The organism is Sphingomonas montanisoli (assembly GCF_008274695.1).
Taxonomy (GTDB): domain Bacteria; phylum Pseudomonadota; class Alphaproteobacteria; order Sphingomonadales; family Sphingomonadaceae; genus Rhizorhabdus; species Rhizorhabdus montanisoli.
The window spans coordinates 282,260-294,725 of record NZ_VTOU01000001.1 but is presented as its reverse complement, the minus strand read 5'-3'; the positions used below and the strand labels follow the sequence as shown (position 1 = coordinate 294,725).

Below are 12,466 nucleotides of genomic sequence, written 5' to 3'. Positions count from 1 at the left end.
AGGGCGGAAGATGCGGGGTGCCAGCGCCTCAATTCGTCATTGCGAGCGGAGCGAAGCAATCCAGTCCGACGTTGGGACGCGTGTTGCTCCGTCGCCTCCGGCTCCTCGCAATGACGAGACAGGGAGATGACGTGACGGAGCCGTAAGAGTCGTTCATGATGGAACGACACAGGAGAACGCGCTTATGCTGAGGATCTTCGTCGCCTATATCGCCACCATGATCGTGTTCGCGATCATCGATGCGATCTGGCTGACCCAGGTGGGGCCCCATCTGTACAAACCGATCATCGGATCGATCCTGGCGCCCGAGCCCCGGATGGTGACGGCGGTGATCTTCTATCTGATCTACATCGGCGGCCTCGTCTATTTCGCGGTCAACCCCGCGCTGTCGGGCGGTGGATGGCAGGGCGCGTTGGTGAAAGGCGCAGCGTTCGGCTTCTTCTGCTACGCGACCTACGATCTCACCAATCAGGCGACGCTCGTCGTCTGGTCGACCAAGATCACGCTGGCCGACATCGCCTGGGGCACCTTCATCTCCGGATCGTCGGCGACCGCCGCCTACTTCCTGACGCGGACGGTTACCCGGTGAAGATCGAGGGCGGTTGCCATTGCGGTCTGGTGCGGTTCGAAGCGACGGTCGACGACGGGCCGATCGACATCCTCGACTGCAATTGCTCGATCTGTTCGATGACCGGCTATCTCCACCTGATCGTGCCGGACACGCGCTTTCGACTGGTCGAGGGGCAGAAGGACACGACCACCTACCGCTTCGGGACCGGCAAGGCGCGGCACATCTTCTGCTCGCAATGCGGCATCAAGAGTTTCTACCGCCCGCGTTCTCATCCGGAGGGGATCAGCATCCACCTGAAATGCGTGGATGACTGGGAGGATCTCGACGTCACGATCGTGCCGTTCGACGGCAAGGATTGGGAGAAGGCGAAGGCGGCGCTCTAAATCCTCCCCGGAACGGGGAGGGGGACCGCTTAGCGGTGGAGGGGGCAGGCGGCTGGGCGCATCGCTTGTGATGGCCCCCCTCCGTCGCCTTCGGCGCCACCTCCCCGTCCCGGGGAGGACTTACTGGGACGGCTTCAACCGATAATGGCTCACCGCCCATGGCACGCCGTCCTGCCAGCCGAAGAGGCCAGCGGTCGCGAGGAAGAACATGCGCCAGCGGCGCTCCCACAGGCTCGCATCCTTGCCGTAGGTTTCCTTCAGGATCAGACGGATCTTGTCGATGTTCGCGTCGAAGCGGGCGAGCCAGTCGAATGCGGTGCGTTCGTAATGCTTGCCGTTCCAGCGCCATTCCTCCTCGACGGTGAAATGCTGCGGATATTGGCGGATCAGGCCGTGGCTGGGCATGACGCCGCCGGTGAAGAAATGCTGCGCGATCCAGTCGGCCTTGTCGGCATGGTCGAAGCGGTAACAGGATTTGTCGTGCGTGAAGATGTGGATGAAGAGATAGCCTTCCGGTTTCACCCACTGTTTCACCCGGCCGAGCAGCGCATCCCAGTTCGACATATGCTCGAACATCTCGACCGAAACCACGCGATCGAAACGCTTTTCCGGCTGGAAATCGTTCATGTCGCAGGTGATGATCGTCAGGTTGGTCAGCCCCTTCGCGGCGGCCAGCTTCTCGATATGCTCGCGCTGGCCGTGCGAGTTGGAGACTCCGGTGATCCGCGCATTGGGGAAGGTCTCGGCCATGTAGAGGCTGAGCGAGCCCCAGCCGCAGCCGAGTTCGAGCACGTCCATCCCATCCTCGATCTTCGCATGTTCGACCGTCTGCGCAAGCGCGGCCTCCTCGGCCTCGGCGATCGTCGAGGACGGCGAGGGGTAGAAGCACGAGCTGTATTTGCGACGCGGGCCGAGGCACAAGTCAAAGAAGCCGGCGGGCACTTCGTAATGCTGGGCGTTCGCGTCGTCGGTGTGCGTGGCGATCGGGTAATCGGCCATCGTCCTGGCGAATTCGGCATCGTTGCTCGGCAACTTGGCAAGCCGACGGCCGGTATTGCCGACGAGAAAGCGGACTCCCCCCAGCGTGACGGCATCGGGAAGCGGCAGCCGCTCGACGGCGGTGGTGGCGAGCGCGATCAGATCCATGAAGTCGCTTACTTTCTGGGAGGGAGAGGGAAGAAGGCGCTTGTGCGCGCCTGATAATCGCGGAAAGCTTGGCCCCGCGATCGGAGCATGTGCGCTTCGAGCGGGGGAATGCCCGAGGCATAGACGAGCAGCCAGTACATCAGCAACGGGCCGATCAACGCGAGCCAGCCCTGCCACCATCCGCCCATAGGATCGATTGCGATTACGGCATAGGCGATCCAGCCGAGCCATTCGAAGAAGTAGTTCGGGTGGCGCGACCAACCCCACAGCCCGACGTCGCAGACCTTGCCCTTGTTCGCCGGACCCTTCGCGAAGGCGCGCAGCTGCCGGTCGGCCACGCCTTCGCCGATTACCGAGACGATCAGGATTGCCAGCCCGATCCAGTCGGTGAGCAGCGGGAAATCGCCCGGCCGGTGCGCGGCGGCGAAGACGCTGACGACGAGGCCGAGGCCGCACAAAGCCTGGATATGCAGGAACAGGAACAGCCGCATCTGGAAGCGGTCGCCCCATTCGCGGCGCAGGTCGGCGTAGCGCGGGTCCTCGCTCTTGGCGCCGAGCGTGCGGATCAGGATGTGATGCCCCAGCCGGACCGACCAGAAGATCACCATTGCCGCAACAAGCCCGGTGCGCAGCGCGGGGGCGCCGCCGATATGCGCGAAGCAGGTGATGATTCCGCCCATGCCGATCGCGAAGGACCAGAAGACATCGGCCCAGCCCGACTGGCCCGTGCGCTTCTGCAACCACCATGCGGTCGCCATCATCACCGACAGGACGATGGCCGCGACTATGATGCTGGTGATGGCCGTCATGCCTGCCCCCGATCGTCCCCCCTTCGTCATTTGGTAGGCAATACGGCGGGCGAGGCCAAGTGGTTGCGATCGGCTTCGTTTCGTGGTCGGGACTTCCGCATTGCCGTGACACAGTTTAGCTGTGCGACTGGGGACGGTTCGCAACCCGCGCGCTATCGCGCCCGTAACTGGGCGATGGCCGGCGCAGGCCGTGCATTCAGGTGGGGTATCGTGATGAGTGAAGGCCGCAGCGGACAACGTATCGCGGTGGTGGGCAGCGGGATCGCCGGGCTTTCGGCCGCGTGGCTCCTCGCCAGGACCAACGATGTCGTGCTGTATGAGGCTGAAGGGCGGCCCGGCGGGCACAGCCGCACGATCGATGTCGATATGGGCGGCGGCCGGACGCTGCCCGTCGACACCGGCTTCATCGTCTATAATGACCGCACCTATCCCAATCTGATCGCGATGCTGCGCCATCTGGGTGTCGAGGCGCGCGTGACCGACATGAGCTTTGCCGTGTCGCTCGACGACGGGAAGCTCGAATATGCCGCCGGCGACCGGATCTGGCAGCTGTTCGCGCAGCCATCCAACCTGTTTTCGGCGCGCTTCTGGTCGATGCTGCGCAATCTCGTCCGCTTCTATCGCGAGGCGGCGGCGGGGATTGGCGGTTTCGGCGATATGACGCTGGGCCAGATGCTCGAACAGGGGCGCTATGGCGATGCGTTTCGCGACGATCATCTGCTGCCGATGGCGGCGGCGATCTGGTCCGCGCCCGCGCAATTGCTGCTCGATTATCCGGCCGAAGCGTTCGTGCGCTTCTGCGACAATCACGGCCTGCTCAATCTGGGCGCGCGTCCCAAATGGCGGACGGTGGTGGGCGGCAGCCGTGCCTATGTCGAACGTATGCTGAGCGATTTCGCAGGCGAGTTCCGGGTCGGCACGCCGGTCGCGCAGGTTGAGCGCAAAGGCGGGCAAGTGACGATCGTCGACACGGCGGGTCATCGCGATACGTTCGACGAGGTGGTGATTGCGTCGCACGGCAATCAGGCGCTCGCGATGCTGGCCGATCCGTCTCCGCAGGAGCGCGCGATCCTGGGTGCCTTTCGCTATTCGACCAACCTTACCGTGTTGCACGACGATCCTGCGCTGATGCCCAAGCGGCGTTCGCTATGGGGCGCGTGGAATTATTTCGGCCGCCGCCACGCCAATGACGCGACCGGAGACCTGTGCGTCTCTTATTGGATGAACCGGCTGCAGGGGTTCGAGACCAAGCGCCCGCTGATCGTCACGCTCAACCCCAATCGCGCGATCGGGGCGGGGCACGAGATCAATCGCACGACCTTCGAACATCCGATCTTCGATCATGCCGCTCTGGAGGCGCAGCGCGAGATCTGGGGGATTCAGGGCACGCGCAACACCTTCTTCTGTGGCGCGCATCTGGGCGCGGGTTTCCACGAGGACGGTCTGCAATCGGGCCTCGCGGTCGCGGAGATGCTGGGCGCGAAGCGGCCGTGGAGCGTCGAAAGCCCCAATGGCCGTCTGTCGATGGAACTGGCGCGCGGACGCGAGGCGGCTGCGGCGTGAAGTCTGCGATCTACACGGGCGAAGTCTTTCACCAGCGCTACCGCCCGCGGGCGCACAAACTGCGCTACAAGGTGTTCCAGTGCCTGTTCGACCTTGACGAGATCGACGGTCTGTCGGCCAGGTCGCGGCTGTTCTCGCGCAATCGCTTCAACCTGTTTTCCTTCTTCGACAAGGATTTCGGCGATCGATCGGGTGCGCCGCTGCGCTCGCAGATCGAGGCGCTGGTGCGTCAGGCGGGGCAGGAACCCGATGGCGGCGCGATCCGTTTGCTGACCATGCCCCGCATGTTCGGCCATGTCTTCAATCCGCTGTCGGTGTGGTTCTGCCACCGCCGCGACGGGAGCCTGTCGACGATCATCTATGAGGTGACGAACACCTTCAAGGAACGCCACAGCTACGTCATTCCGGTGGACGGCCCGCAGGACGGAACGATCCGGCAGGCGTGCGACAAATGCTTCTATGTCTCGCCCTTCATGGACATCGATATGCGCTACGACTTCACGGTCGACGTGCCCGGCGATCGGACGAAGGTGATCGTCGAGGGCGGTGACGCCAACGGCCCGCTGATCATGGCGGCCTTCGCGGGCGCGCGGCGCGAGATGAGCGACGGCGAGTGGGTGCGTCAGTTCGTGCGGCACCCGCTGCTGACGCTCAAGGTGGTCGCGGGTATCCATGTCGAGGCGCTGTGGCTGTTCCTCAAGCGGATCGGCGTGCGCCGCCACGTCGCGACCGCGGGCGACGGCGTGTCGATCGTCACGCCGCAGATGGCGGCAGCGGAATGAGCGTCGCCTTCCGGCGCGAGGGGGACGACGAGCATCTCGAACCCAAGTTCGAGTTGCCGATCCCGCCTGGCCCCAATCTCGTCACCGAAAACGGCCTCAAGCTGATCGAAGCAAGGGTCGACGAACTCGAAGCACGCGTCGCCCAGGGCGGCGATGACGAGACCCTCAAGCCCATCAAGCGCGACCTGCGTTACTGGCGAACCCGCAAGGCCACCGCCGTGGTGCAGCCTTTAGCGGACGGCGAGGAAGCCGCTTTTGGCACGCGCGTCCGCTACCGGCTCAACGGCAAGACCAACGAGATCGCGATCGTCGGCGATGACGAGGCCGATCCGGCGGCCGGCCTCATCTCCTTCTCCTCCCCGATCGCCCGCGCGTTGATCGGCGCTTACGAGGGCGAGCGGGTGGACTTTGCAGGGCGTGCCGAGGCGATCGAGATTTTGGAAATCACTCCCCTCTAAACCCACCCGTCATGCTGAACTTGTTTCAGCATCCACCAGGCGGCTGGAGACTAGCCAAGAGGTCAAAAGCCCAACCCCACCGCCAGATCCTCCCAAGCCGGGTTGTCGCGCTCGATGAGGTTGATCTTCCACTCACGCCGCCACCGCTTGATCTGTTTCTCACGCTCGATTGCGGCACTCATGTCGCCACCAGCTTCGTAGAAGACGAGGCGGTTGATTCCGTAGCGTTTGGTAAAGCCGTCGAGCGTGCCTTCGCGGTGCTGGTGGATGCTGAAACAAGTTCAGCATGACGGTCTGAGGGATTGACCACCGTCAATGTCGCATCCCTCGTCCGGGCGCAGGGCGGTCTTCGTCACGCAGTGAAGGAGACAGACTATGCGCCGCACCATCATCCTGCTCGCCACGGCCGCGATCGCAGGCATAGCGGCCCCCGCGCAGGCGAAGCAGGGCGACGTGATCGTCCGCGCGCGCGCCATCCTGGTCGCGCCGAACGAAAAGAGCAGCAGCATCCTGCCCGCCTTTCCGGGCGAGAAAGTGAAGGTGAACAACTCGATCATGCCCGAGGCCGACGTCACCTATATGGCGACCGACCATGTCGGCTTCGAACTGATCGCCGCGACCACCAAGCACAATGCGAGCGGCAGGACCGGGACGACCGGCACGCTGGGCAAGCTGGCATCGACGTGGGTGCTGCCGCCCACGCTGACCGCGCAATATCATTTTGCGCCGGAGGCGAAGGTGCGGCCCTATGTCGGCGCGGGCGTGAACTACACGATCTTCTACAACGAGAAGGCGTCGAAGGCGCTGCGCGGTGCCGTGGGGCCGACCGACGTGCATATGTCGGACAGCTTCGGCTGGGCGGCGCAGGCCGGCATCGACTTCGATCTGACGGAGAAGGTGTTCCTCAACTTCGACGTCAAATATGTCGACATCGACACCAAGACCCGCCTGACCACCGCGGCTGCGGGCGTGCAGCGGGTGAAGGTCCGTCTCGATCCGCTGGTGTTCGGCGTGGGAATCGGAACGCGGTTCTAGCGTGCCGGAAAGGGGTGCCTATTCAGGCACCCCGAGATGCTCGCGGAAGGCATCGACCACTTGAGCGTAAAGCTCTTTCTTGAAGGGCACGATCAGGTCGACCAGTTCGCTCGCATCGGCCCATTTCCAGGCGCGGAATTCGGGATGCTCGGTTTCGAGGTTCACGTCGGCGTCGGTGCCGAGGAAGCGGGCGATATACCAGTGCTGGCGCTGGCCGCGATATTTGCCGCCCCACATTCTGCCGAGCATTTCGGGCGGCAGATCGTAGAGCAATTCCCTGGGCGCCTTGCCGATGATCTCGACGAGCGACGGCGGAATGCCCGTCTCCTCCTCGAGTTCGCGCAGCGCGCCGGCTTCGGGCTCCTCGCCGGGATCGAGGCCGCCCTGCGGCATCTGCCAGGCTTCGAGCTTGGTATCGATCCGCTGTGCCACGAACACCTTGTTCTCGGCATTGAGCAGCATGATCGCGGCGGCGGGGCGGTAGGGAAGGTCGGTCATGATCACCTCAGGTCGATCAATGTGCGGAAAAGCGCAAGGTTGCGGGCGAGATCGGCATTGGCGGAGGGAAGCGCGCGGCGCAACGTGAGCCAGCCGTGGATCGTACCCGCCGCCTCGTCATAGATGACCGAGCCGCCTTCCTCGACCAGCGCCTTGGCAAAGGCGCGGCCCTGATCGAGCAGCGGATCGAGCGACGATGTCGACACCAGCACCGGGGGCAAACCAGCCAGGATGCCATGCCCCGGCGACGCGCGCCAATGGCGAAAATCAGGCGCGTAGCATTCGTTGAACCAGCGGAGCAGTTCGGCGGTCAACATATGACCCTCGGCGAACCGCTCGGTCGAAGGATAGCGTCGGCGCAGGTCGGTCGCGGGGTAGAGCGCCCAAATAGCGGTGACGGGCAGGGCGGCGGGCGTTTCGCGCAGCGCCATCGCCGATACGATCGAGAGCGTCGCCCCCGCGCTGTCGCCCGCCAGAGCGATCCGATCATGGGCGCGGCCGAACAGATCGGGCTGCTCCGCGATCCAGCGCAGCGCCGCCTCGCAATCGTCGGGTGCTGCGGGCCAGGGATGATCGGGCGCGAGGCGATAGGCGATCGAAATGACGGGAAGCCCGGTGCCATTGGCGATCGCGGTGGCCGCGCTGTCATAGGTGTCGAGATCGCCCAGCACGAAGCCGCCGCCGTGGATGAACACGATCAGCGGCCCCGCCTCGTCGCGTTCCGGCTGCGGATCGTAGAAGCGCGCGGCGATCGATCCGTGCGGGGCGGGGATGGTCAGATCGCGACGAAAGGCGATCGGTTCGGCAGGCAGATCGCTGCGCGCATTGTCCTGCGCCGATTGCGCGCGGGCGTCGGCTGCGGCCATCCGATAGAGCGCGGGCCGGTCCATGCCATTGATCTTGTCGAGGAACGTCCGCACATCGGGACGCATGAAGTCGCTTTCCATGACGGACGAGGTGGGGCAGGCGGACGGCGCTGACAAGCTGCACGTCGTCCATCACCCCGATTATGTCGCACCGGGCGCGGCGGGGAGCGGCTTCGCCTTCGACAAATATGGGCTGGTGATGGAGGCGCTGGCGGACAGTGCGGTGCCGCACATCATCCACACGCCCGATCCGATGCCGGTCGGCTGGATCGAGGCGATCCATGATCCTGCCTACGTCGCCGAGGTGCTGACCTGCGCGGTGCCGCCGGTGAAGGAGCGGCGGATCGGCTTTCCGATCGTCCAGCGCACCGCCCGCCGCGCGCAGCTGGCACCGGGCGGGACGTGGTTGGCGGCGAAGCTTGCGCTCGAACATGGATATGCCGCGAACATGGCGGGAGGCAGCCATCATGCGCTTGGCGATACGGGCGCGGGCTATTGCGTGTTCAACGATCTGGCGATCACCGCGAACCGGCTGGTGGCCGAAGGCGACGCCGCCCGCGTGATGATCATCGACCTCGACGTCCACCAGGGCGACGGGACCGCTGCCTTGCTTGCCGGGCGGCCTGACATCTTCACCTTCTCTATCCACGCCGAAAAGAATTTTCCGGCCCGCAAGGCGCGTAGCAGCTTCGATCTGGGCCTGCCCGACGCCACGGGCGACGAGGCCTATCTGGCCGCGCTGGCGGAGACATTGCCGCGCGCGATCGACGATTTCGCGCCCGATTTCATTCTTTACCAGGCGGGCGTCGACCCGCATGTCGAGGACCGCCTCGGCCGGCTGGCGCTGAGCGACGGCGGGCTGGCGGCGCGCGATGCGTTCGTGATGCGAATGGCGCGCGGGCGAGCTTTGCCGATCGCGAGCGCACTCGGCGGAGGTTATGGCGCCGATCGCATGGCGGTGGCGCGCCGCCATGTCGCGACGATCCTCGCGCTCCACCGCGCATTTGTCGCGGCGCCGGGCCCGGCGTAAAGCGGGGCTATCGAAAGGATGCTGCCGATGTTCGTTCGCTTTGCCCTGTTCGCGGCGCTCGCCGTTCCCGCTTTTGCCGCCGCACCCCGGCCTGTCGCACCCGCGCCGGTGGTGCTGACGCCCGGAGCGAACTGGAGCGGCCTGTCTCCAGAGGGGCGCACGATTGCCGCACAGGTCTATGCCGAGCCCGATCCGCGCGCTGGGCAGCTCAAGAGCGAGATCGACGCGCTGCGCCTCGAGCGGCTGCAGTTGATCGCCGCCGTCCCGATCGACGTCGACGCGCTCGAAATGCTGCTCAAGAAGGATGAGGCGTTGCAGGCCGAACGGCGCAAGCGCAGCAACGACAAGCTGATCGAGCTTCTCCGCGCACTGCCCGAGGCCGATCGCGCGACCCTGCTCAAGACGCTTGCAGCCCCCGCACGGCCGGCGCGTTAAGGGACGCATGACCGCCTCCCTCGTCTGGTTTCGCCAGGATCTCCGCCTTTCCGATCAAGCCGCCGTCGCCGCCGCAACCCATGAGGGGCCGTGGATCGGTGTCTATGTGCTCGACGATGCTGCTGCCGGTCCCTGGGCGATTGGCGGTGCGCAGCGCTGGTGGCTGCACCACAGCCTGACCGCGCTGGGGGAGGCGATCCGCGAGAAAGGCGGGCGGCTCGTGCTCCGGCGCGGCGATGTGGTGAAGGAGTTGCGGGCGGTCGCCGAGGCCGTCGGCGCGAAAAGCATCCATGCGATCCATCATTACGAACCTTGGTGGCAGGCGGCCGAGGAGGCGCTCGCCAGGCATCTCGATCTGCGGCTCTACGAAGGCAGCCGGCTCGCCGCACCCGATGGAGTGCTGACCGGATCGCACACGCGCTATCGCGTCTTCACGCCTTTCTGGCGCGCGTTGAAGGAACAGATGCCGCCGCCCACGCCGCATCCCGCACCCTCGGCCTTCACCGCACCGCATGTCGCGATCGATGGCGACCGGCTGTCGGACTGGGATCTGCTGCCGACCAAACCGGATTGGGCGAAGGGCTTCGACATCTGGACGCCGGGCGAGGTTGGGGGGCGCGAGGCGCTCGCCGATTTCCTGCCCAAGATCGAAGACTATGATCATGATCGCAACATGCCCGCGATCGAGGGCACGTCGCGTTTGTCGCCGCATCTCCACTTCGGCGAGGTTTCGCCGGCCTATGTCTGGCACCGCGCCGCCAAGCACGGCCGCGCCAAGGCCGAACCGTGGCTGCGCGAGGTGGCGTGGCGCGATTTCGCGGCGAACGTGATCGATATCCTGCCCGATTATGGGCGGAAGAACGGGCGCGATGCCTATGATCATTTCCGCTGGCGGACGGGCGCGGCGCCCGATCGTGATTTCGATGCGTGGACGAAAGGACGAACCGGCTATCCGATCGTCGACGCCGGCATGCGCGAATTGTGGGCGACCGGGATCATGCACAACCGCGTGCGGATGATCGCCGCCTCGTTCCTGATCAAACATCTGCTGATCGACTGGCGGCGCGGCGAGCGATGGTTCTGGGATACGCTGGTCGATGCGGATTACGGCAACAATGCCGTCAACTGGCAGTGGGTGGCCGGGACTGGGATCGACAGCAACCCGTTCGGCCGGATCATGGCGCCGCTGGTGCAATCGCGGAAGTTCGACGCAGGCGATTACATCCGCGAATGGGTGCCGGAACTGCGCGAGATAGAGGGCGATGCGATTCACAATCCGCATGAGGCGGGCTGCGCGCCGAACGATTATCCCGAGCCGCTGATCGGCCATCGCGAGGCGCGCGAGCGGGCGTTGGCAGCGGCGAAAAGCTGACATCTCCCTCACGAGGGGGGAGGCGAAGGCGTCCACGAAAATTTTCGCCCGCCGACACAATCCGCAACAAACCCGCTTCCCGCCCCGTATCCCCCGTTATACAGCCGGTTATCGACGCTGTTGTGAGGGGAGCAACGCCAGCGATGAATGCCCAGCCGCCCGCCGCCCGCGGTCGCCATCTCGTCAAGGCCGATCGCGGTTTCGCGACAGGCGCAGGGCTGATCGCCCGGCTGTTCGCACCGGGATTCCAGCGGTTGCTCGACACGATCCACGGCGGGCTCGTCGAAGGCGCGATCGAGGCGACCTTGCCCGACGGCAGCTTCCGCGTGCTCGGCAACCCCACCAACGGGCCCGTCGCAATCTGCGAGCTCAAGAACTGGATGCCGCTTGTCCGCCTCGTCACCGCCGGATCGGTCGGCTGGTATCGCAGTTGGGCCGAAGGCGAATGGACCAGCCCCGATCCGGTGCCGATCTTCGATCTGTTCATGCGCAACCGCCACCCGCTGGGCGAACTCGGCCGTGCGCAGGGGCCGCTGCGCGCGTTCAACATGATCCTGCACGCCTTCCGCCGGAACAGCCGCGCGAACAGCCGCAAGAACATCTCCTTCCATTACGATCTGGGCAATGATTTCTACGAACTGTGGCTCGACAAGACGATGAGCTATTCGTCGGCCCTGTTCGCTGAGCCGATCTCGCCCGCAGAAACGCTCGAGGAAGCATCGACCCGCAAGATCCGCGCGATGCTCGACCGGCTCGATCTCAAGCCGGGGGACAAGCTGCTTGAAATCGGCTGCGGCTGGGGTGGGCTCGCCGAGGTGGCTGCAGCCGAATATGGCGCCGACGTCACCGGGATCACCTTGTCGGTCGAACAGAAGAAATATGCCGACGATCGGCTGGCCGCCAAAGGGCTGGGGCACAAGGCGCGCTTCGAGATCTGCGACTATCGCGACGTGCCCGATCGATATGATGCGGTCGCCAGCGTCGAAATGGTCGAGGCAGTCGGCGAGGAATATTGGCCGGCCTATATGCAGGCGATCGCCCGCGCGCTGAAGCCCGGCGGTAAGGCCTCGATCCAGTTCATCTCGATCGACGACGCGGTGTATGACAGCTACCGCACCGATCCCGATTTCGTGCAGACCTATATCTTCCCCGGCGGCATGCTGATCTCCGAAAGCCGCTTTCGCGCTGCGGCGGAGAAGGCCGGCCTCGAATGGCGCGACCGCCACGGCTTCGGCCTGCATTATGCCGAGACGCTCAAGCGCTGGCGGGTCAGCTTCGACGCGGCGGTCGCGGCGAACCAGTTGCCCGACGGGTTCGACGCCGAATTCGTCAAGCTGTGGCGTTTCTACCTGATGTATTGCGAAGGTGGCTTTGCGGGCGGCGGCATCGACGTCGCGCAGGTGACGCTGGTGAAGCGGTAGGCCGCGCGCAAAGTTGGCGCTTCCGTACAATTGTAAAATCAACCTGGATTAGTTTTCGGGCGGAACTTTTGGCGTTTTTCCGCGGTTGCTCCGATAT

15 protein-coding genes are annotated in these 12,466 nt (G+C 64.9%); 11 read left to right on the top strand and 4 right to left on the bottom strand.

Annotated features, from left to right (window positions below; translation table 11 throughout):
* Window positions 1-184 precede the first annotated feature (184 nt).
* Both FYJ91_RS01470 and FYJ91_RS01465 read left to right on the top strand, forming a co-directional pair.
* Window positions 185-589 (top strand): DUF2177 family protein, encoded by a 405-nt coding sequence (locus FYJ91_RS01470; RefSeq protein WP_149520506.1) that lies wholly within the window; start codon window positions 185-187, stop codon window positions 587-589.
* Complete coding sequence (locus tag FYJ91_RS01465; RefSeq protein WP_149520505.1) at window positions 586-954, top strand: GFA family protein; 369 nt, start codon at window positions 586-588, stop codon at window positions 952-954. The genes FYJ91_RS01470 and FYJ91_RS01465 overlap by 4 nt, the downstream gene beginning before the upstream one ends.
* Before the next feature lie 120 nt (window positions 955-1,074).
* Here FYJ91_RS01465 and FYJ91_RS01460 read toward each other — a convergent pair whose 3' ends face one another.
* Together FYJ91_RS01460 and FYJ91_RS01455 are read right to left on the bottom strand one after the other, a co-directional pair.
* Window positions 1,075-2,100: an SAM-dependent methyltransferase gene (locus FYJ91_RS01460; protein WP_149520504.1), complete on the bottom strand. Its 1,026-nt coding sequence runs from the start codon at window positions 2,098-2,100 to the stop codon at window positions 1,075-1,077.
* An 8-nt stretch (window positions 2,101-2,108) separates the two neighbouring features.
* Window positions 2,109-2,909 (bottom strand): DUF1295 domain-containing protein, encoded by an 801-nt coding sequence (locus FYJ91_RS01455; RefSeq protein WP_149520503.1) that lies wholly within the window; start codon window positions 2,907-2,909, stop codon window positions 2,109-2,111.
* A 213-nt stretch (window positions 2,910-3,122) separates the two neighbouring features.
* Here FYJ91_RS01455 and FYJ91_RS01450 point away from each other — a divergent pair, with 213 nt between their 5' ends.
* The 5 genes from FYJ91_RS01450 to FYJ91_RS01430 all read left to right on the top strand — a co-directional run bounded on the left by FYJ91_RS01450 (window position 3,123) and on the right by FYJ91_RS01430 (window position 6,747).
* Window positions 3,123-4,472: an NAD(P)/FAD-dependent oxidoreductase gene (locus FYJ91_RS01450; RefSeq protein WP_149520502.1), complete on the top strand. Its 1,350-nt coding sequence runs from the start codon at window positions 3,123-3,125 to the stop codon at window positions 4,470-4,472.
* On the top strand, window positions 4,469-5,254 hold the full coding sequence (locus FYJ91_RS01445) for a DUF1365 domain-containing protein (protein WP_149520501.1): 786 nt from the start codon (window positions 4,469-4,471) through the stop codon (window positions 5,252-5,254). The genes FYJ91_RS01450 and FYJ91_RS01445 overlap by 4 nt, the downstream gene beginning before the upstream one ends.
* Window positions 5,251-5,712: a GreA/GreB family elongation factor gene (locus FYJ91_RS01440; RefSeq protein WP_149520500.1), complete on the top strand. Its 462-nt coding sequence runs from the start codon at window positions 5,251-5,253 to the stop codon at window positions 5,710-5,712. The genes FYJ91_RS01445 and FYJ91_RS01440 overlap by 4 nt, the downstream gene beginning before the upstream one ends.
* An 11-nt stretch (window positions 5,713-5,723) precedes the next feature.
* Window positions 5,724-6,002 carry a hypothetical protein gene (locus FYJ91_RS21070; protein WP_181008301.1) on the top strand — a complete coding sequence of 93 codons (279 nt, stop codon included), beginning with the start codon at window positions 5,724-5,726 and terminating at the stop codon, window positions 6,000-6,002.
* A gap of 85 nt (window positions 6,003-6,087) precedes the next feature.
* Window positions 6,088-6,747, top strand: coding sequence for an OmpW/AlkL family protein (locus FYJ91_RS01430; protein ID WP_149520499.1), 660 nt, complete (start codon window positions 6,088-6,090; stop codon window positions 6,745-6,747).
* 18 nt (window positions 6,748-6,765) lie between these two features.
* Here the strand turns inward: FYJ91_RS01430 and FYJ91_RS01425 are convergent, their stop codons facing one another.
* Both FYJ91_RS01425 and FYJ91_RS01420 read right to left on the bottom strand, forming a co-directional pair.
* Window positions 6,766-7,245, bottom strand: a complete 480-nt coding sequence (locus tag FYJ91_RS01425; RefSeq protein ID WP_181008300.1) for an RNA pyrophosphohydrolase — start codon at window positions 7,243-7,245, stop codon at window positions 6,766-6,768.
* A 2-nt stretch (window positions 7,246-7,247) separates the two neighbouring features.
* Window positions 7,248-8,177 (bottom strand): alpha/beta hydrolase, encoded by a 930-nt coding sequence (locus tag FYJ91_RS01420; RefSeq protein WP_246152356.1) that lies wholly within the window; start codon window positions 8,175-8,177, stop codon window positions 7,248-7,250.
* Between the two features lie 13 nt (window positions 8,178-8,190).
* Here FYJ91_RS01420 and FYJ91_RS01415 point away from each other — a divergent pair, with 13 nt between their 5' ends.
* The 4 genes from FYJ91_RS01415 (at window position 8,191) to FYJ91_RS01400 (ending at window position 12,369) form a co-directional block, all read left to right on the top strand.
* Window positions 8,191-9,141: a histone deacetylase family protein gene (locus FYJ91_RS01415; protein WP_149520497.1), complete on the top strand. Its 951-nt coding sequence runs from the start codon at window positions 8,191-8,193 to the stop codon at window positions 9,139-9,141.
* A gap of 27 nt (window positions 9,142-9,168) precedes the next feature.
* Window positions 9,169-9,576 carry a hypothetical protein gene (locus tag FYJ91_RS01410; RefSeq protein ID WP_149520496.1) on the top strand — a complete coding sequence of 136 codons (408 nt, stop codon included), beginning with the start codon at window positions 9,169-9,171 and terminating at the stop codon, window positions 9,574-9,576.
* Between the two features lie 7 nt (window positions 9,577-9,583).
* Window positions 9,584-10,948, top strand: a complete 1,365-nt coding sequence (locus FYJ91_RS01405; RefSeq protein ID WP_149520495.1) for a cryptochrome/photolyase family protein — start codon at window positions 9,584-9,586, stop codon at window positions 10,946-10,948.
* Window positions 10,949-11,091: 143 nt separating this feature from the next.
* Entirely contained in the window at window positions 11,092-12,369 is a 1,278-nt protein-coding gene (locus FYJ91_RS01400) for an SAM-dependent methyltransferase (protein WP_149520494.1), read from the top strand.
* The last annotated feature ends 97 nt before the right edge of the window (window positions 12,370-12,466 follow it).

What these genes read in the sequence shown, in the direction of transcription:
- FYJ91_RS01470 (WP_149520506.1), top strand. Translation starts at nt 185, where the DNA reads ATGCTGAGGATCTTCGTCGCCTATATCGCCACCATGATCGTGTTCGCG.
- FYJ91_RS01460 (WP_149520504.1), bottom strand. Translation starts at nt 2,100, where the DNA reads ATGGATCTGATCGCGCTCGCCACCACCGCCGTCGAGCGGCTGCCGCTT.
- FYJ91_RS01455 (WP_149520503.1), bottom strand. Translation starts at nt 2,909, where the DNA reads ATGACGGCCATCACCAGCATCATAGTCGCGGCCATCGTCCTGTCGGTG.
- FYJ91_RS01450 (WP_149520502.1), top strand. Translation starts at nt 3,123, where the DNA reads ATGAGTGAAGGCCGCAGCGGACAACGTATCGCGGTGGTGGGCAGCGGG.
- FYJ91_RS01440 (WP_149520500.1), top strand. Translation starts at nt 5,251, where the DNA reads ATGAGCGTCGCCTTCCGGCGCGAGGGGGACGACGAGCATCTCGAACCC.
- FYJ91_RS21070 (WP_181008301.1), top strand. Translation starts at nt 5,724, where the DNA reads ATGCTGAACTTGTTTCAGCATCCACCAGGCGGCTGGAGACTAGCCAAG.
- FYJ91_RS01430 (WP_149520499.1), top strand. Translation starts at nt 6,088, where the DNA reads ATGCGCCGCACCATCATCCTGCTCGCCACGGCCGCGATCGCAGGCATA.
- FYJ91_RS01425 (WP_181008300.1), bottom strand. Translation starts at nt 7,245, where the DNA reads ATGACCGACCTTCCCTACCGCCCCGCCGCCGCGATCATGCTGCTCAAT.
- FYJ91_RS01420 (WP_246152356.1), bottom strand. Translation starts at nt 8,177, where the DNA reads ATGCGTCCCGATGTGCGGACGTTCCTCGACAAGATCAATGGCATGGAC.
- FYJ91_RS01415 (WP_149520497.1), top strand. Translation starts at nt 8,191, where the DNA reads ATGACGGACGAGGTGGGGCAGGCGGACGGCGCTGACAAGCTGCACGTC.
- FYJ91_RS01410 (WP_149520496.1), top strand. Translation starts at nt 9,169, where the DNA reads ATGTTCGTTCGCTTTGCCCTGTTCGCGGCGCTCGCCGTTCCCGCTTTT.
- FYJ91_RS01405 (WP_149520495.1), top strand. Translation starts at nt 9,584, where the DNA reads ATGACCGCCTCCCTCGTCTGGTTTCGCCAGGATCTCCGCCTTTCCGAT.
- FYJ91_RS01400 (WP_149520494.1), top strand. Translation starts at nt 11,092, where the DNA reads ATGAATGCCCAGCCGCCCGCCGCCCGCGGTCGCCATCTCGTCAAGGCC.